The organism is Rhodococcus sp. IEGM 1241, assembly GCF_033142365.1.
Classification (GTDB): domain Bacteria; phylum Actinomycetota; class Actinomycetes; order Mycobacteriales; family Mycobacteriaceae; genus Rhodococcus_F; species Rhodococcus_F erythropolis.
In genome coordinates, this window is record NZ_JAWLSE010000001.1 from 1,962,535 (window position 1) to 1,980,703 (window position 18,169).

The 18,169-nt window shown below is 63.6% G+C and carries 14 protein-coding genes; 6 read left to right on the plus strand and 8 right to left on the minus strand.

The genetic code is table 11. From position 1 onward, the window contains the following. Window positions 1-15 precede the first annotated feature (15 nt). The gene (locus R4P70_RS09455) at window positions 16-1,191 is read left to right on the plus strand and encodes an amino acid deaminase/aldolase (protein ID WP_020970184.1); all 1,176 of its coding nucleotides are present in this window, start codon (window positions 16-18) and stop codon (window positions 1,189-1,191) included. A 46-nt stretch (window positions 1,192-1,237) separates the two neighbouring features. On the opposite strand, the gene R4P70_RS09460 is transcribed toward R4P70_RS09455, so the two are convergent. Continuing rightward, window positions 1,238-4,681: a TM0106 family RecB-like putative nuclease gene (locus R4P70_RS09460; protein WP_317830706.1), complete on the minus strand. Its 3,444-nt coding sequence runs from the start codon at window positions 4,679-4,681 to the stop codon at window positions 1,238-1,240. Between the two features lie 83 nt (window positions 4,682-4,764). Between R4P70_RS09460 and R4P70_RS09465 the strand changes: the two genes are divergently transcribed. Then, window positions 4,765-5,406 carry an alpha/beta hydrolase gene (locus R4P70_RS09465; RefSeq protein WP_317830707.1) on the plus strand — a complete coding sequence of 214 codons (642 nt, stop codon included), beginning with the start codon at window positions 4,765-4,767 and terminating at the stop codon, window positions 5,404-5,406. A gap of 5 nt (window positions 5,407-5,411) precedes the next feature. Here the strand turns inward: R4P70_RS09465 and R4P70_RS09470 are convergent, their stop codons facing one another. Continuing rightward, window positions 5,412-6,029, minus strand: coding sequence for an isochorismatase family cysteine hydrolase (locus tag R4P70_RS09470; RefSeq protein WP_317830745.1), 618 nt, complete (start codon window positions 6,027-6,029; stop codon window positions 5,412-5,414). Between the two features lie 92 nt (window positions 6,030-6,121). On the opposite strand from R4P70_RS09470, the gene R4P70_RS09475 reads away from it, so the two are divergent. The 3 genes from R4P70_RS09475 to R4P70_RS09485 all read left to right on the plus strand — a co-directional run bounded on the left by R4P70_RS09475 (window position 6,122) and on the right by R4P70_RS09485 (window position 9,264). Beyond that, window positions 6,122-6,823: a FadR/GntR family transcriptional regulator gene (locus R4P70_RS09475; protein ID WP_317830708.1), complete on the plus strand. Its 702-nt coding sequence runs from the start codon at window positions 6,122-6,124 to the stop codon at window positions 6,821-6,823. Next, window positions 6,820-8,190, plus strand: coding sequence for an FAD-binding oxidoreductase (locus R4P70_RS09480; protein WP_317830709.1), 1,371 nt, complete (start codon window positions 6,820-6,822; stop codon window positions 8,188-8,190). Before R4P70_RS09475 ends, R4P70_RS09480 begins: the two co-directional genes overlap by 4 nt. A 78-nt stretch (window positions 8,191-8,268) precedes the next feature. Next, entirely contained in the window at window positions 8,269-9,264 is a 996-nt protein-coding gene (locus R4P70_RS09485; RefSeq protein WP_317830746.1) for an NAD-dependent epimerase/dehydratase family protein, read from the plus strand. Window positions 9,265-9,320: 56 nt separating this feature from the next. Here R4P70_RS09485 and R4P70_RS09490 read toward each other — a convergent pair whose 3' ends face one another. From R4P70_RS09490 to R4P70_RS09505, 4 genes are all read right to left on the minus strand, one after another. Then, window positions 9,321-11,108, minus strand: coding sequence for an AMP-dependent synthetase/ligase (locus R4P70_RS09490; RefSeq protein WP_019749307.1), 1,788 nt, complete (start codon window positions 11,106-11,108; stop codon window positions 9,321-9,323). Between the two features lie 139 nt (window positions 11,109-11,247). Further along, a complete protein-coding gene (locus R4P70_RS09495; protein ID WP_019749306.1) occupies window positions 11,248-11,946 on the minus strand; it encodes a hypothetical protein in 699 nt (232 codons plus the stop codon). Window positions 11,947-12,072: 126 nt separating this feature from the next. Then, window positions 12,073-12,699: a phosphoribosyltransferase gene (locus tag R4P70_RS09500; RefSeq protein WP_024487772.1), complete on the minus strand. Its 627-nt coding sequence runs from the start codon at window positions 12,697-12,699 to the stop codon at window positions 12,073-12,075. A gap of 55 nt (window positions 12,700-12,754) precedes the next feature. Further along, the gene (locus R4P70_RS09505) at window positions 12,755-13,582 is read right to left on the minus strand and encodes a carbon-nitrogen hydrolase family protein (protein ID WP_020908425.1); all 828 of its coding nucleotides are present in this window, start codon (window positions 13,580-13,582) and stop codon (window positions 12,755-12,757) included. A 102-nt stretch (window positions 13,583-13,684) separates the two neighbouring features. Between R4P70_RS09505 and R4P70_RS09510 the strand changes: the two genes are divergently transcribed. After that, on the plus strand, window positions 13,685-15,469 hold the full coding sequence (locus tag R4P70_RS09510; RefSeq protein ID WP_317830710.1) for a DEAD/DEAH box helicase: 1,785 nt from the start codon (window positions 13,685-13,687) through the stop codon (window positions 15,467-15,469). A gap of 101 nt (window positions 15,470-15,570) precedes the next feature. Here the strand turns inward: R4P70_RS09510 and R4P70_RS09515 are convergent, their stop codons facing one another. Further along, window positions 15,571-17,469, minus strand: coding sequence for an ABC transporter ATP-binding protein (locus R4P70_RS09515; RefSeq protein ID WP_019749303.1), 1,899 nt, complete (start codon window positions 17,467-17,469; stop codon window positions 15,571-15,573). Between the two features lie 92 nt (window positions 17,470-17,561). Further along, entirely contained in the window at window positions 17,562-18,152 is a 591-nt protein-coding gene (locus R4P70_RS09520; RefSeq protein ID WP_317830711.1) for a hypothetical protein, read from the minus strand. Window positions 18,153-18,169: the final 17 nt, after the last annotated feature.

The window sequence follows — 18,169 nt, forward strand, 5'->3', positions numbered from 1 at the left end:
ACGATTGGATCATCTGTGACCAGGACCCTCGATCGACTCACTGCTGCCACGCGAGAACTCGACCCGCCTCTGGCTGCTCTGGATCTGACCACACTGCGCAGTAATGCAGCCGACCTGGTGCGCCGCGCCGGTGGAACCCCGGTGCGAGTGGCGAGCAAATCGGTTCGTTGTCGTACGGTTCTGACTGAAACTCTCGGTGACACACTGACTGCATCCGGCGGGTTCCGCGGAATCATGGCGTACTCACTGCGCGAGGCTCTGTGGCTGGTCGGGCTCGGCGCACGGGACATCCTGATGGGATACCCGACCGCCGATCGTGGCGCCATCGCCGATCTCGCTGCCGATGACACCGCACTCCAATCGATCACCTTGATGGTCGACGACGATGCGCAGTTGGATCTCATTCGTTCGGCGTCGACGGGAGATGCGCCTGTCCGGGTATGTCTCGACGTCGATGCGTCACTGCGGATCGGTCCGATCCATCTGGGTGTACGACGCTCGCCGCTGCGCGAACCTGCCGCGGTCGCCGCACTCGCGGCGCGTGCTCGCCAGCGCGGATTCTCAGTTGTCGGAGTGATGTTCTACGAAGCCCAGATCGCCGGCCTCCCGGACACCAGCGCTCCGATCGGTTGGGTCAAGAAGGCCTCTGCACGCGAACTGGCGTCCAGAAGGGGCGCTGTGGTCGCGGCCGTCACCGATGCCGTGGGTGCACTCGAGATCGTCAACAGCGGCGGTACGGGGTCGCTGGAGGTCAGCTCGGCCGATCCTGTGGTGACCGAGGTAACAGCGGGCTCCGGACTGTACGTACCGACCCTGTTCGACCGCTACCGTGCCTTCCGTCCCGATCCGGCGCTGTTCTTCGCACTGTCGGCCGTGCGCAAGCCGACGCCGTCGGTCACGACCCTTTTCGGCGGCGGATACATCGCGTCGGGACCTGCCGGAGCCACCCGCGTTCCGTCACCGGTCTGGCCCGCTGGTCTCAAACTGCTCCGCAACGAAGGAGCCGGCGAAGTCCAGACACCGGTCACCGGGAAGGAAGCCGGAAACATCGCGATCGGCGACCGCGTATGGTTCCGTCACGCCAAAGCCGGCGAGCTGTGCGAGCGCTTCGACCGCGTGTATGTGGTCGAAGCCGACGGCACCCGAACCTCGGTTCCCACCTACCGCGGCGAAGGGCAGTGTTTCGGGTAAGGCAGTGTTTCGGGTAAGGCAGTGTTTCGGATGTGAAAATATTCGGTTAGCTCGTCAACCTCATGAACGCGCCGAGCTCCACCAATCCTGCGGGCGTGCTCGGCATGTACTGCGTCAACGCGTGTGATCGGACGATGATCGCGCACCACTTGCCGCGGGAGACAGCAACATTGAGGCGGTTCCGCGACAGGAGGAACGACATTCCTCGCGGGACGTCCTCGACGGCAGATGCGGCCATCGACACGATTGCCACCGCGGCCTCGCGGCCCTGGAACTTGTCGACGGTCCCGACCTCGACCTCCGTGAGACCGGCTTCGGTGAGATCGCGCTCAACGGTACCGACCTGGGCGTTGTATGCCGCGACCACGAGGATGTCCGACTGCTCCAGGGGCCGGGTTCCCTCGAACTCGCTCGGATCGGTCCATGGCGTACCGAGAAGGCCCTGGATCTGGCGAACGATTTCCTGGGACTCTTCCGGGGAGTACGTGGAATTGCCGCGGTGATCGACGAACACCGTGTGCACTCCGGCAGCGAGTCCGTCGAGTTTCCTTGCCGCACTCACGGTTTCCTGAGAATGGAGCTTGCCCTCGTACGACAGTGCGGACACGGGCGCACACAGATCCGGGTGCATCCGCCAAGTCTTCTCGAGGAAATAGCCGAGTTCGGGTGGCAGTGCGCCGTGTCCCTCGGCGAGCCAACCGAGCGCCGATTCGTCGACAGGTTCGGGGTGAGTACCTTGGCTCACCTGCGGCAACTGCTGCGGATCGCCCAGCAGCAACAGGTTTCGCGCGGAAATCGCGACGGCAATGGTGTTGGCGAGCGCGAACTGGCCCGCCTCGTCCACCACGAGCAGGTCCAAGCTGCCCGCTGGAACACGATCGGTGTTCGCGAAGTCCCACGCAGTGCCGCCGATGACGCAGCCGACGCCTTCGGCCTCGGCGATGAATCCCGCATATTCTTCGGATGCGATGTCCTGCCATTCTGCGGTCTTGCTGCGGCTGCCCTTCTTCGCGACCAGTGCAGGGTCCACGCCGGCCTTCAGAATGCCGCCGAGCATGTTCTCGACCACCGAATGTGACTGAGCCACCACTCCGATTCGCCACTGATGTTCTTCGATCAGTGTCTTGACGACACGAGCACCCGTGTAGGTCTTGCCCGTACCAGGGGGACCCTGTACTGCCACGTAGGAATCATCGAGGTCGAGAAGTGCGGCGGTGATGGCGTCCGCGTAGTTGTTGTCGGTGCCGACGGGCGGGAGCGGTGAACCCGAGCGTGTCCTCGGGGTGCTGCGCCGGAGAATGTCGACCGCTGCTACGGGTGGCAGTTCGGGCAGGATCTCGCTGGCGCCGGATGCGGCAGCGGCGATGGACTTCTCCATGCGTCCGGTGGGAATCGGACGTCCAGGTGCCAATGCGACTGGGGCATCGAGGTATTCGTCACCGCCGAGCAGTTCTTCGACGGTGACCACGTCGAGTCCTTCGGACTTGACCACGGCCGTGACCTTGACGCTGCTGGTGCCGCGTTGGGTGGGGTTCTCGCTTGCAACGGCATCGGGGGAGGGTGTTGCGTAGAGAGCGAACAGATCACTGCCCGGGCTCAAAGACGTTCCGGTGCCGAAACTTCCGGTCAGCTGAATGTGTCGACGGAACTTCTTCTGACGTGGGGTGCTCTTGTGCCAGTCCGCCTCGATTTCGGACTGTTCGACCACCATGACGTCGCGGATGTCCACCAGGTCTTCGATCGGTGTGACCAATCGGTCGAAGTGGGCCCACCAGTACGGCTTCCGCTCACGATTGTGGTACCCCACCGCAGCAGCCAGTAGAGCAGCTGCCTGCTGATCGGGGGTACGCGCCGAACCTGCCTTGTGTCCTGCGAATTCGCGGAGCGCGATCTCCGATTCGGTGAGCTCCTCGAGTGGAATCTTGATCTGCCCGGTCGGCTCACGAAGTTCGACGCCGTGTTCTGCGGCGCGCTCGGCAAGCCAATCACGCAGGCGCAGAGTGGATTCGCAGTCGTACTCGTTGTAGTCGGAGATGCCCTGAAGAAGTTCCCTGGCCTGGTCGGCTTGTCCTCCGTCGCGCAATTGGCAGTAGTCGGCATAAGCGACAACCGAAGCGGCGGCATTGGTCACGTCGCCGTCGCGGCCGTGCTCACCCATGTAGAGCGGCTCGAGTTTCTTGATGCTGTACGAGCGTTGTCCGATCCGCAGGCAGGCGCGGACGATCGGGTACAGGTCCACGAGCACGTTCTCGCTGAGCAGCGTGTCCACCGTTTGCTCGCCGACACCGTGACGTGCGGCCAAGCGCAACAGCGCCGATTTCTCGTACGCGGCGTAGTGATAGATGTGCATGCCGGGGTGAGCTTCTCGGCGCGCGGTGACGTAGTCGAGGAAGTCGAGGAGTGCTTGGCGTTCACCGTCGCGATCGTGTGCCCAGAACGGCTTGAACACGTAGTCGTCCGCCGGTCCTTCGACCACACCGAAAAGGTATTCCAACCCCCAGTCGGTGGATCCGTCCTCGGCCCAGAGGGGATCGCCCTCGAAGTCGAAGAAGATGTCGCCGTCGTCGGGGACGGGTAGTCCGCCGAGCGCCGAGGGTTCGTAGACCTCGAATTCGGCGTCGCCGGATTGTTCCTGACGAAGTTGAACCGCGGCCTGTGCACGGAGTTTGTCGAGTGTTTCCCGTCGAATTCCCTCGACAGGGCCGGTGCTCGCGGCGAGTTCGTCAATTGTCGTGATCCCCGAGACGATCAGCTGTTCACGCTGATTGCCGCGGACGCCCGCAACCAGCAGCAGGTCCCGATGATTTTCGACTTCGACGCTGCAGGTGTTGCATCGACCACAACGCAGGTACCGATCGTCGAGCCACTGTGTCGGTTTCCCCTCGGCGCGGTGCTCGTCGAGGACTCGTTCGAGTTCAGCTCTGCGTGCTGCGAATACCGGCGCGATGTCTCCGATGTCGTGCGACGACGTGCTGCCGTCGCCGAGCAGTAGATGAACCTGATCGGAGGCGGCAATTGCATTGCGCTCCAACGCATCCGCGTATGCGGCGAGTTGTAGAAGTGCCGACACCTTGGCGTGCCGGGAGAGCTTGCTGTCGTAGACCGCGTAGGTGTCGCCTTCGCGGACGAGGAAATCGCAGAACCCGAGGAATCGGCCGTCGAAAAAGGTTCCCTGATAGATGACGGGCGCGCCCGATCGTGCTGCCTCGACGGTGGCCAACGTGGCAGCGGTCAGGCCTGCGCGTGAGTGTTCCGGTCGCGGCATGACGACGACGCCGTCTCCGTGTTGATCGATGAACTTCTGAAGCTGTTCGCGCTCGTGCGAGTCGCCGAGGCTCGACGTCCGCTCGAGCATCGGATCTGCCTCGACCGCCTCGGCTGAGATCAGACCGGTTCGGGCGTCGAGTTGCCGCAACAGTGCGAACTCGCACGAGGCCGCGGCCGAGAGGTCGCTGGCGCTGTAGACGATCTGATCATCGAGTAGGAACACACGGAGATTGTGCCATCGCTCACCGACAAGGCAACCCACCAGTAATCGCCCACCGCCCGCGGATGCCCGTAGGAGAGTGCAGAATGACGAGCATGCCCTTCTTCGACGGACGAACCGGTCAGGTGCACTTTCGGCATTGGCCGGCGGCAGCGGGCGCAGTGCCCACTGTGTCTTTGGTCTTTCTGCACGGCCTCGGTCAGCACAGCGGGCAGTATCACCGTTTCGCGGGTGCAATGACGGCGTCGGGGATTGACGTGTGGGCGATCGATCACACCGGGCACGGTTTGTCGGAGGGTGATCCGGGAGTCGGGGCTCCGCTCTCCGATCTTGCTGCCGATGCAGCCGCGCTGGCTGACATCGCCTTGGCGGAACTGCCCGAAGTTCCGCAGGCGGTGATGGGTCATTCGTTAGGTGCCGTGACTGCGCTGACGGTGCTGGCTCATCGCGATCACGAATTCGCGTCCGCCGTGTTGTGCGGCATCCCGCGCAGCGCGGTGGAGCAACACGGGTGGGCGGAACTCTCCGACGCGGGCATCCCAGTCCTGGTCGTTCACGGTACCGACGACCGGATCGCCCCGGTCGATCCCGTCCGGGACTGGGCGCGGACGCTGCGCAACGTCGAGATGCGCGAGTTCGAGGATGCCGGTCACGACCTGCTGCACGAGAAGGTTCACGCCAGTGTCACCAACGTCAGCCGTGAATTCCTTCTCGCGCATTCCAGGTAGTCCTCTCAGGAGAGCGCGCCGAGCACCTCTTTCGACGTGACGGGGTGCGAGAACATCGGGTAGTCGTAGGTGATCGCGTTCTCGTGTTCGGCGACCGAAGCGCCTGCCACGCAATCGGTGAGTGTGATGACCCGGTAACCGTTCTCGTATCCGGTGCGCATGGTCGATTCGACGCAGCAGTTGGTCAGGAAGCCGCCGAGAACGATCGTGCGAATTCCTTTGCTGCGCAGAATGAAATCGAGGTTGGTGCTGGCAAAAGTGTCGAGTCCGCGCTTGCCCTCGATGACGATGTCGCCGTCTTTCGGGGTGAGGTCGTCGACGATCGCAGCTCCCCAGGAGCCCTTCACGAAAGCCTTGCCGTCGACGACGCCCTTGAGGATGCCGTACGGATGCGAGGTGATTTCGTTGTATCCCTCGGCGAAGGTGATCGGTGCGTGCATCACGGTGACACCCGCCGCCCGAGCCGCATCGACCAGCGCAGTGGTGTTCGCGAGGAGTCCGTTCGATTCCATGACCGGAGCGACGGCCTCGTGAAGAACACCGCCCTCGGTGGTGAAGTCGTTCTGGTACTCGATGAGCACGACGGCCGTGGTTGCTGGATCCAATTCGAGCTTGTCGGTCATGGTCGACACCTTGTCTGTTGTGGTCCGGGTCACGAATCTCCTCAATTAAACAGTTTGTCAGACAAGCAGGCAAGGGGTGGTAGCGTCGCGGCATGGATACGACTCCGTTGTCGCGCATGCCGCTCAGCCTTGCCGTGTCGGGAAGAATCCGTGCTGCCATACTCGACGGCTCGCTTCCCGTCGGCGAGGCATTGCCAACCGAACAGGAACTCGCGCAGACGTTCTCGGTGGGTCGGTCGACGGTCCGCGAGGCACTTCGTGTCCTGCAAGCACAGGGATTGTTGACCGGCGCGGACACCACCTCTACCGCCAGGCCTCGGGTGACGCACGAGCACACCGCAGATTCTGCGGCCACCGCTCTCAGTACGGCACTGCAAGTGGGCGCGGTTCCGCTCGGCGATCTTGTCGAATTGCGAGTGCTGCTCGAAGCTGCTGCGCTACGAACCGTCGCCGCCGTGCCAGAGGACGCCCGGGCTGCGATCGAGCGAATGCGCATCGCAATCCGGGCCGACGACTCGGTCGCATTCCACGACGCCGACGTCGACTTTCACGTTGCGCTCGCCGGAGCGGGCGGAAACAAGGCGTTCGGGTTGGTCATGACGGTTCTCCGCGACAGCATCGCCGGCTACCTGCTGAGCGAACTCGACTCGCGCGAGAACTCGGCGGCCACGCTCGGCGCACTGCTGGCCGAGCACGAGGGTATCGCCGACGCGATCGAGCGCGGCGCAGCTGACGAGGCCGCCGATTTGGTCGAGCGCCATGTGCGCGGATTCTACGAAGGACGAACGGAATGACCACGAGTATCGATCTGTTGGGTGAACGCTTGCAGAAAGCGGTGGGGGACAGGGCGACAACCGATCCCGACCGGATGGGCGCGTACGTCCGGGATCAATCACTGCTCACTGCAGCCGGAAGGCCCGCCGCGCTGGTCAAGGCGAAGACGGTCGACGACGTCGTTGCGGTCATGACGGTGGCGCACGAACTCTCCGTTCCGGTGGTGACACGAGGGGCAGGTACCGGGTTGGCCGGCGCTGCCAATGCGCTCGACGGGTGCATCGTCTTGAGCGTCGCGGGCATGGATCGCATTCTCGAGATCGATCCTGCCGCGCGCACCGCCACGGTGGAGCCCGGAGTGATCAACGGTGACCTGGCGGAAGCTGCTGCACAGCAGGGTCTTTGGTACGTACCGGATCCGGGAAGCCGGTCCATCTCGAGTATCGGCGGCAATCTGGCGACAAATGCAGGCGGCATCTGTTGTGCCAAGTACGGCGTCACCGGTGATCACGTCGCGGCCCTGACGGCGGTACTCGCCGACGGGCGTGTGATCCGTACCGGTGCACGGACGCGCAAAAATGTTGCGGGGCTGGACCTGACACATCTGCTCGTGGGGTCGGAGGGAACTCTCGCGGTCATCGTCGAAGCCACGATGCGGTTGCGTACGGCGCCCACTGCGGCGACCACTGTGGTCGCCTTCTTCGATTCCGCGGAGTCCGCGATCGATGCCGTCCTCGCCGTGTCGGCAGTGGCCGAACCGTGTCAGATGGAGTTGATGGACGACGTCACCATCGGCGCGGTCAATCGGCTGACGAAGATGGGGCTGGACGAATCGGCCGGGGCGATGCTGCTCATCCAGTGCGACGGTAGGTCGGCGGCCGCCGAGGCAGCGGACTGCGCCGCGGCGTGCGAAAGTGCCGGGGCTCGAGAGGTTTTCCACACCGACGATCCGGTGGAAGGTGAAGAGTTCACTGCCGCCCGTCGGATGGCGTTGCCAGCTCTCGAGGCGTTGGGCACGGTACTTCTCGACGACGTCGCGGTGCCGGTGCCGGCGTTGCCGTCCATGTTGGGATGCATTCGTGAAGCGGCCGATCGCCACGGTGTCACGATCGGAACCTTCGGCCACGCCGCCGACGGCAATCTCCACCCGACCATCGTGTTCGACGCTGCCGAAACGGGAGCGCAGGATCGTGCGCGCGGAGCTTTCGACGATATCGTTGCCGGCGCACTGGCATTGGGCGGAACGATCAGCGGTGAACACGGTATCGGGGTTCTCAAAGCGCCGTACATGGCAGACATGGTCGGCCAGACCGAACGCCAGTTGATGCTTGCGGTGAAGGCCGCATTCGATCCGAAGAGCATTCTCAATCCCGGACGGGGTATCTGAGCGCTTCGTCCGACCCTCACTCGTCGGAAATTGCGCTACCAGACGAACTTGTTGCTGCACGACGCTTTTCGAGTGACGATGGCCGTCATGAAGCTGCTGATGCTCGGAGGAACACGGTTCCTCGGCCGTGCCCTCGTCGACGACGCCCTGGCACGGGGCTGGGAAGTGACAGTGCTCCATCGGGGGCTCACCGGAGCGCCACCACCTACCGCGGAGGTTCTGTTCGCGGATCGCACCGATCAGCGAGCGATGGTTGAGGCGCTCGGTGATCGTCGATGGGATTTTGTCGTCGACACCTGGTCGGGTAGCCCCCGAGTGGTCGGTGAGAATGCACGCGTCTTGCACGGTCACGTCGACCGGTACGCATACATCTCCAGTGGATCCGTCTACCAATGGGGCTTGCACGTGGACGAGGGCTCGCCGGTGGTTGCCGCATCTGCGACGTCCGATGACAACAGCGATTACGCGTCCGCCAAACGCGGGGCCGAACTCGCTGTCCTGGAATCCTTCCCGGACGCGCTGCTCGCGAGGGCAGGGTTGATCCTCGGCCCGCACGAGGACATCGGGCGGTTGCCGTGGTGGTTGCAGCGCATCGCTGAGGGCGGACGCGTCGTTGCTCCCGGAGCGCCGACCAGACCGTTGCAGTACGTCGATGCCCGCGACATCGCATCGTTTGTCCTGTCCGGACTGGCGGCCGAAATCAGCGGGACGTACGACGTCATCAGTGCGTCCGGGCACACCACTACCTCCGGGCTCCTCGAGGCGTGCGTGGACGCCACCGGTTCGGGTGCGGAGTTGGTGTGGATCGACGAGGACCGACTTGCAGCAGCGGGAGCGCAACCGTGGACACAACTGCCGTGTTGGGTCCCGCAAGAGGGCGAGTTCGCGGGTTTCCTCGAAGCCGACACTGCCAAGGCGGCGCGGGCAGGGTTGCGGTGCCGTCCCGTCGAAGACACCGTGCGCGATACCTGGGAATGGATGCAACGGGAAACTCTGCCGACCCAGCGGGAGGATCGTGCGGTGCACGGCCTTCCATCCGAGATCGAAAAGGAACTACTCTCCGCCGGAGAGTGAAACGAGTCTGGCCCGGTTCGCATTCGAACCGGGCCAGACTCGTGAAAGACGATCGATCAGGCGTACAGGTCGCTGATCTTGGTCTTGTGAGCTTCGTGAATGATGTTGCGCTTGAGCTTGAGTGTCGGCGTCAATTCACCGGTCTCCTGGGTGAAGTCGACCTCGAGGATCGTGTACTTCTTGATCTGCTCGGGGTTGGAGACCTTCTTGTTCGCGTCGGCAACGGCCGAGTCGATCTCGGCGATCAGGTCGGCGTTCTTCACCAGATCCGCGATCGCGGTGCCGGCGGGCAGGCCGTTGCGCTCGACCCAACCGGGCAGAGTCTCCGGATCGAGGGTGATCAGTGCGCCGATGAACGGCTGACCGTCGCCGACGACGAGGCACTGGCTGATCAGAGCGTGCGCACGCAGGGAATCCTCGAGGCCTGCCGGTGCAACGTTCTTGCCTCCGGCCGTGACGATGATTTCCTTCTTGCGCCCGGTGATGGAGACGTAGCCCTCGTTGTCGATCGATCCGAGGTCGCCGGTGTGGAACCAGCCGTCGACGATCGATTCGGCCGTCGCCTTGTCGTTGTGCCAGTAGCCGGCGAAGACGACCGGGCCCTGCAGGAGGAGTTCGCCGTCCTCGGCGATCCGTGCTGCATGGCCGTTGATCGGCTTGCCGACGGTGCCGACGCGCTGCGCGCTCGAGGTGTTGACGGTGATTGCGGCGCTGGTCTCGGTGAGTCCGTAGCCCTCGTAGATCGGGATGCCGACGCCGCGGAAGTAGTGGCCGAGACGCGCGCCGAGGGCGGCGCCACCGGAGACTGCACGCTCGCACTCGCCGCCCAGAGCTGCGCGCAACTTCGAGTAGACGAGCTTGTCGAATACCGCATGCTTGAGCTTGAGTGCCAGCCCGGGGCCACCCTTTTCGAGGGACTCGCTGTATTCGATGGCAGTGGCGGCAGCCTTGTCGAAGATGCTGCCCTTACCGCCGTCGACTGCCTTCTGGCGAGCCGAGTTGTACACCTTCTCGAACACGCGCGGTACCGAGAGGATGAAGTTGGGCTTGAAACCGGCGAACTGCTCGAGGAGCGTCGTCAGATCCGACGTGTGGGCGACGGTGACCTTGGCGTCGAAAGCGCCGAAGGAGATAGCTCGCGCGAATACGTGGGCGAGCGGCAGGAACATCAGCGTCTTCTTGCCGGGGACCATCGACTCCGGCATCGCCAGGCGGCAGGCGTTGGACTCGGCGTAGAAGTTGGAGTGCGTCAGCTGGACACCCTTGGGGCGTCCGGTGGTTCCGGAGGTGTAGATCAGGGTCGCGGGCGAGGCAGCGGTGACCTGGTGACGACGAGTGTGCAGTTCTTCGTCGGTGATTGCCGAGCCGCGACTGGACAGCTCGTCGATAGCACCTGACTCGATGACCAGAACCTCGCGGAGGGCTTCTGCACCGTCGGTGACTTCCTTGTGAGTTTCCGCGTGCTTGGCCGTTTCGACGACCAGAAGTGTTGTCGCGGAATCCTCGAGGATCCACTGCGCCTGATCAGGGGAGGAGGTCTCGTAGATCGCGACGGTGCATCCGCCGGCAGTCCAGATGGCGTAGTCGAGAACGACCCACTCGTAGCGAGTTGCTGACAGGATAGCGACGCGGTCGCCGAGCTCGACGCCCGAAGCGATCAGGCCCTTGGCAACTGCGGAGACCTGCTTCGCGAATTCAGCTGCAGTGACGTCGACCCATCCACCGTTCGACGGCCTCTTGAACGGCACGAATGTGGGGTCTTCTTCGGCGTGACGGAACACGGAGTCGGCCATGGATACGTTCTCCGGAATTGAGAACGACTGTGGAACTGAGAACTCGCGCACTATTGACCCCTCCAGTGACTACTGACATTTCTGATGTGCATTGCATCACATTAGTCGTCATTTTGCACTGTCGTTACTATTCGGTAGAACTGGTCGGGCGCTGACCTGCAGTTTAGTGTGACCGCCTGTTTACAGGTACTTAGGCGACGTGTTGGAGCATGCGGCCGTGCACGGACAACCACCGGCGAATTGCGTAGTCCAATCGGTCCGGATCCACTCCGAGTTGCTCTGCAGTAGCTGCAAGGATCTCCGAGGTGTCTCCTGGCAACTCGGTGGTGCCGAGTGTTGCGCTGATGAACGTGTCGGCAGCGGTACCCAGATCGGTGTGTGGAATTCCGGCCAACATCAACAGGTGTGCCCAGGTCACTTCGGAACCGTCTCCGCAGGCGTCCACCCAGGCAAGGTGAACCGCATCGAGAGCGTTGTCGGAATCTGCAGCAGAGAGCAGGTCCTCGACGCTGTTGATCCGCAAGTGATGGAGTTTCTCGGCGACCTGTTGGATGTGACGTGCCTCGATCGGGACACCCGTCGCCGTGTAGCGACGCTTGTACGAGCCGATCTTGCCTGCCCACTGGTCCGAACTCCCGGCTTCCTCGAAGGTGCGGAGTAGTTCGCGTGCGCCGTCCGTGACGGGTTTGTCTTCGCGGGCTTTCCGGTAGGCCAGGTAGCGATCTACGACGGTCACTTCGCTGTGACCCGACGTGGACTGAACGGATTCGATGATGCACAGGGCGAGGCTCTGTCGATAAGCGTCTGACGCAACCCAGGCGGAAGGGTCGCCCAGGCGGTCACGGCACGCAGCTGCGACGGCGTCGACGGTATCGGTCGAGATGGTCACGGTTCCTCCAGAAAGCCGAATTCTTTTTGTTCCATTTGGGCTATCGGCACCGAGGAGCGAAATGTTGCACACATCACAAATTCTCAGAGATCTCTTGGACTGCGCTCAGGCTGGAGGGGTGTCCTCTCAGGCGAGGAAGGTCAGCACTTCGTCGTCGCTGAGTTGATGAAAGTCCTCGAATGCAGCACCGACGCCGCCCAGCAGGGCAGGAACGAAGGGGCAGACGACCCGATCGGCTGAGCACGCGATCACTCTCATTGCTTCAGGGGAGGCAACTGGGACAGCGACGATGACGGAGGCAGCACCCGCGGTGCGCGCGCAGCGGCAGGCAACGGCGGCACTCGCACCCGTGGCCATTCCGTCGTCGACGATCACTGCGGTGCGTCCGTGGAGGGAAACCGGGGTCCGTCCCTCGCGCAGGAGCCGCGCTCGCCGTTCCAATTCGGTTCGTTCGTCGCGTTCGACGGCGACGAGTTCACTTTTCGAGACGCGAACCGCTGCGATGACGTCGTGATTGAGGACCCGCACGCCACCCTCACCGATGGCGCCCATCGCCAGTTCCGGGTTGTACGGACTGCCGAGCTTGCGCACCACCACGATGTCCAGCGGAGCGTTCAGTGCCGCAGCCACTTCGGCTGCGACCGGTACTCCGCCGCGTGGGAGTCCGAGAACGACAGGCTTGTCGAGACGCAAAGACTCGAGCCGCCCGGCCAGAAATTTGCCGGCGGAAGATCGATCCCGATACTGGGTCACTGCGTTGTCCTCGAGAAGCTCGAACCCCGACCTGTTCGACGCTACCCGCTGCAGGTCACCGCGACGAGACCGTGAACCTCCGCAGCGCGAGAGCGGGATTCTTCTCGCGTACTTCGGCGATGCGAGCGGCCGAAACAGTCGCGGCGGCAACCCCGACCTGCTCGCCCAGTGAACACATCACGACGCCCATCGGGTCGACGATCATGCTGGCACCCGCGCCGCCGCGCGCGCTCTGGTCAGCCGCTGCGATGTACATCGTGTTCTCGATGGCCCGGGCGCGTACGAGAGTGGTCCAGTGGTCTTCCTTGAGTGGCCCGGGCACCCACTGGGCGGGCAGGAGCAGGATGTCCGCGCCGACGTCGACGATGCGCCGGGTGACTTCCGGGAAGCGCAGGTCGTAGCAGGTCTGGAGGCCGAAGGTCAGGCCGTCGCACCCGAAAGTCTGCGGTTCCGTGATGTCGCCGGCACGGATCACGGCCGACTCCTGGTAACCGAATGCGTCGTAGAGATGCAGCTTCCGGTAGGTCGCCACCAGTTCGCCGTTCGGGTCCATCGCGACGAGGGTGTTGGAGATTCTGCTCACGTCGTCGATCCGCTCGTTCATTCCCGCTACGAGGAAGATTCCGAACTCCGCGGCGACCGCCGCCAGTGCCGAACCGAATTCGCCGTCCAGGTCCTCCGCGGACTCGATCAGTCGTTCATCCGTCTTCGGTGCGGTGAACATCGAGTATTCCGGCGCCACGACAACTTTCGCGCCCCGTGCTGCTGCATCGGAAGCCAGTGATCGCAGTGATTCGAGGTTGGCTTTCTTGTCCGTCCCCGGGGCGAATTGGGCAATCGCGACAACGGTCTGGGCGGGGGTGGCAACGGTGGCTTCGGTCATGCTCCATACGCTAGGCGAAACCCGCTGGGAGGGTGGATCTGTCGTAAATGCACCCCCGGTATGTCGTCGTGTCTATACTCTATCCGCTAAACTGCTGGTCAAATGAGTGATATTGAGCGTGACCCCGAACCCCCAACATTTGCCGACCTCGACATCGATGATCGGGTACTGAAGGCACTGTCAGACGTGGGCTACGAGTCGCCCTCGCCCATTCAGGCTGCCACCATTCCGCCGCTGCTCGAAGGCAAGGACGTCGTCGGTCTCGCACAGACCGGTACCGGCAAGACCGCAGCTTTCGCAGTTCCAGTCCTGTCGCGGATCGACACGTCGATCAAGCAGACCCAGGCGCTGGTGCTTGCTCCCACGCGTGAGCTGGCGCTTCAGGTTGCCGAGGCATTCGGCAAGTACTCCGCGCACATCCCCGGACTCAACGTGCTGCCGATCTACGGTGGCCAGAGCTACGGCGTCCAGCTGTCGGGCCTGCGCCGCGGCGCACACGTCGTCGTCGGTACCCCGGGTCGTGTCATCGACCATCTCGAAAAGGGCACCCTGGATCTGACCAATCTCAAGTACCTCGTTCTCGACGAGGCCGACGAGATGCTCAAGATGGGGTTCCAGGAGGACGTCGAGCGCATCCTCCGCGACACCCCCGGCGACAAGCAGGTCGCCCTGTTCTCCGCAACGATGCCCGGCTCGATTCGCCGGATCTCGAAGCAGTACCTGAACAATCCGGTCGAGATCACCGTCAAGTCCAAGACGTCGACCGCCTCGAACATCACGCAGCGCTACATTCAGGTTGCTCATCAGCGCAAGCTCGATGCACTGACCCGAGTCCTCGAGGTCGAGGCATTCGAGGCGATGATCATCTTCGTCCGTACCAAGCAGGCCACCGAAGACCTGGCGGAGAAGCTGCGGGCCCGCGGGCACTCGGCCGCCGCGATCAACGGCGACATCGTCCAGGCACAGCGTGAGCGGACCATCGGTCAGCTCAAGAACGGCGCCCTCGACATCCTTGTCGCGACCGACGTTGCCGCTCGAGGCCTCGACGTCGATCGAATCTCCCACGTCGTCAACTACGACATCCCGCATGACACGGAGTCGTACGTTCACCGCATCGGTCGTACCGGCCGCGCCGGTCGTCAGGGTGACGCGTTGCTGTTCGTCGCTCCGCGTGAGCGTCATCTGCTCAAGTCCATCGAGAAGGCGACGCGTCAGCCGCTTGCGGAGATGCAGCTTCCCAGTGTCGACGACGTCAACGCCCAGCGCGTGGCCAAGTTCGGTGACTCCATCACGGAGAGCCTGGCCTCGGAGAATCTCGCGATGTTCCGCAAGATGATCGAGGACTACGACCAGGAACACGATGTTCCGCTCATCGACATCGCTGCCGCTCTGGCATTGCAGTCGCGCGACGGCGAAGCATTCTTGCTTTCTCCCGAGCCGCCGGCACCGCCGCGTCGTGAGCGCGAGCCGCGTGAACCGCGTGAACCGCGTCCCCCTCGTCGTTTCGACGACGGCCCGGCTCCTCGCTCGCGTGGACCCGAGGGCCAGGAGTTGGCTGCATACCGCATTGCAGTCGGCAAGCGTCACCGCGTCGTTCCGGGTGCCATCGTCGGTGCCATCGCCAACGAGGGTGGACTTCGTCGAAGCGACTTCGGGCACATCAGCATTCGCCCGGATCACAGCATCGTCGAGCTGCCGGCCGACCTCTCCAACGAGACTCTCGAAGCTTTGCGTCGCACACGCATCTCCGGCGTCCTGATCCAGCTGCAGCCTGATTTCGGCCCGCCGCAGGGACGTCCGAGTGGCCGTGGCGACCGTGGTGGCCGGGACGATCGCGGTGGACGTGACGACCGCCGCGGTGGCGGACGCGATCGCTACAACGACTGACCTACAGCTTCAACGACTGACATAAAGACTGAAACAGGCGCTGCCCTCCGCGAGGAGGACAGCGCCTGTTTTCTGTGTGGAGGGCAAGGCGCCGCGCGGTATCAGATCGGCGTCGGTGCGAGGGCGCCGTTCTTCCGGGCGTTGGTGTCGAACTGCGTACGGTACAACTCGGCGTAGCGGCCACCGCGCGCGAGCAGTTCCTCATGGTTGCCGCGCTCGACGATCTGGCCTGCTTCGACGACAAGGATCAGGTCGGCGGAACGGATCGTCGACAACCGGTGAGCGATCACCACCGCAGTCCGCCCGGCGAGTGCTTCGCCGAGTGCTTCCTGAACCGCGGCTTCCGACGTCGAGTCGAGATGCGCGGTGGCCTCGTCCAGGATGACGACGCGAGGCTGGGCCAGGAGCAGTCGTGCGATGGTCAGGCGTTGACGCTCGCCGCCCGAGAGGCGGTAACCGCGTTCACCCACCACGGTCTCCAGTCCGTCGGGCAGCGACGCAACCAGGTCGGTGAGCCGTGCTCGCTCCAGAACCTCGCGCAGATCTTCTTCGGTGGCATCCGGTCGCGCAAGGAGCAGGTTGGATCGAAGGCTCTCGTGGAACAGGTGCCCGTCCTGCGTGACCATGCCGACGGTCTCGCGGATGGAATCGGCACTGAGGTCGCGGACGTCGACGCCGCCCAACTCGACCGAACCGGAGTCGATGTCGTAGAGGCGCGGAATCATCTGCGCCACGGTCGACTTTCCGGCGCCGGACGTGCCGACCAGGGCGACCATCTGCCCTGCTTCCGTGCGGAAAGACAGGTCGTGCAACACGTCCTCGCCGCCGCGGGTGTCGAGGATCGCGACTTCCTCCAGAGAAGCTAGTGACACCTTGTCGGCAGACGGGTAAGCAAAAGTGACGTTCTTGAACTCGACGGACACCGGGCCCTGCGGCACCGTGCGTGCATCGGGCTTCTCGGTGATGAGCGGCGCCAGATCGAGAATCTCGAATACCCGCTCGAAGCTGACCAGGGCGCTCATGACATCGACCCGGGCGCTGGCCAGTGCGGTCAACGGTGAGTACAGCCGCGTCAACAACAATGCCATCGCCACGACGGCGCCTGCGTCCAACTGTCCGCGCAGCGCATAGAAGCCGCCGAGTCCGTAGACGAGGGCAAGAGCAAGTGCCGAGACCAGGGTCAGCGCTGTGACGAAGACGGACTGCAGCATTGCGGTCCGGACTCCGATGTTGCGCACACGCCTGGCGCGAACCGCGAACTCCGCCGACTCTTGCGACGGGCGGCCGAACAGCTTGACCAGAGTCGCGCCGGGAGCGGAGAACCGCTCCGTCATCTGGGTGCTCATGAGCGAATTATGGTTGGCTGCTTCACGATTGAGTGCTGCAAGTTTTGCGCCCATGCGCCGTGCGGGGATGACGAAGATCGGGAGAAGTAGCAGCGCGAGGACGGTGATCTGCCAGGAGATCCCGAGCATGACGATCAGCGTGATCACCAGGGTGACCAGGTTGCTGACCACTCCGGACAAGGTGTCGCTGAAGGCGCGCTGAGCGCCGATGACGTCGTTGTTGAGACGGCTGACCAGTGCTCCGGTTCGAGTTCTGGTGAAGAACGCGATGGGCATCTTCTGGACGTGATCGAAGACGGTGGTGCGCAGATGCAGGATCAGGTCTTCGCCGATGCTGGCCGAGAGCCACCGGGTCAACAGGCCCAGAGCGGCTTCGAGAAGTGCAACCAGTGCGATCAGGGCGGCAAGTTTGACGACCACGTCGACGGCGTCGCCGCCGACTATCGCGTTGACCACACGCCCGGCCAGGACAGGTGTTGCCACGGCAAGCGCAGCAGTGACAACACTGAGTACGAGGTACCAGCTGAGGTTGCGTTTCTGTGGAACTGCGAACGTCGCGATCCGCTTCAGTGTCGCCTTCGAGAACGGGCGCCGATCTTCTTGCGCGTGCATCGCGTTGTACATCGCGTTCCACGCGGTGACTTCCATACTCATGACTTCGCCCCTCCGGTCGCCGGCCACGAAGATTACGTGGCCGGTACGACACGAAGGTAGAACCTCAACCAAACTTCAGGTCAAGTGCGGCCTCAGCGGGCCACGTCGACCACCACGCGCGGAGGGTCGTTGAGCGTCGTGACCGTGAACGGCTGCTTCTTTGTCACGCCGATGAACGACTGGGTGACTCCCTCGAAGACGTTGGACCCGTTGACCTCGGTCACGACTCCGCCGACGCCGGGGACCGGGTTGGGGCCGGAGTACTGCTCGACTCCGCTGTCGAAGGGATAGGCGGAACCGTCGATCAGGACCTGGATCACTGCGGCACCCTTGATGTCCACGGGCTTACCGCTGCCTTCCTGTGTCGCCGCGTCGACGTACTTGACGCGCCATCCGGGTGTGCCGGTTCCGCCCATTTCGTAGACGACACGATCGAATCCGTCGTGCTCGCCCACTCGGATGTCGACGACGGTGAGCTTGGATTCGGTGCCCGCAGCCGACGTCTTGTCGGAGCTGTCCGTCGGGACTGGTTCTGTGGTCGACGCTGCTGCACTCGAGGTCGAGGTGACGGCCGAGGTGGCTGCCGTGGGAGTGGTCTCCGCGTCCTGCGAACAGGCAGTCAGGCTCACGCCCACTGCGATGGCAGCGACAGCGGCAAATGATCTCGTCCGGTTCGTTGTCATGACTCGATCGTAGGGCT

Coding starts and splice junctions, on each gene's coding strand:
- R4P70_RS09465 (WP_317830707.1), top strand. CDS start 4,765: ATGACGAGCATGCCCTTCTTCGACGGACGAACCGGTCAGGTGCACTTT.
- R4P70_RS09470 (WP_317830745.1), bottom strand. CDS start 6,029: ATGACCGACAAGCTCGAATTGGATCCAGCAACCACGGCCGTCGTGCTC.
- R4P70_RS09475 (WP_317830708.1), top strand. CDS start 6,122: ATGGATACGACTCCGTTGTCGCGCATGCCGCTCAGCCTTGCCGTGTCG.
- R4P70_RS09480 (WP_317830709.1), top strand. CDS start 6,820: ATGACCACGAGTATCGATCTGTTGGGTGAACGCTTGCAGAAAGCGGTG.
- R4P70_RS09485 (WP_317830746.1), top strand. CDS start 8,269: ATGGCCGTCATGAAGCTGCTGATGCTCGGAGGAACACGGTTCCTCGGC.
- R4P70_RS09505 (WP_020908425.1), bottom strand. CDS start 13,582: ATGACCGAAGCCACCGTTGCCACCCCCGCCCAGACCGTTGTCGCGATT.
- R4P70_RS09510 (WP_317830710.1), top strand. CDS start 13,685: ATGAGTGATATTGAGCGTGACCCCGAACCCCCAACATTTGCCGACCTC.
- R4P70_RS09515 (WP_019749303.1), bottom strand. CDS start 17,469: ATGAGTATGGAAGTCACCGCGTGGAACGCGATGTACAACGCGATGCAC.
- R4P70_RS09520 (WP_317830711.1), bottom strand. CDS start 18,152: ATGACAACGAACCGGACGAGATCATTTGCCGCTGTCGCTGCCATCGCA.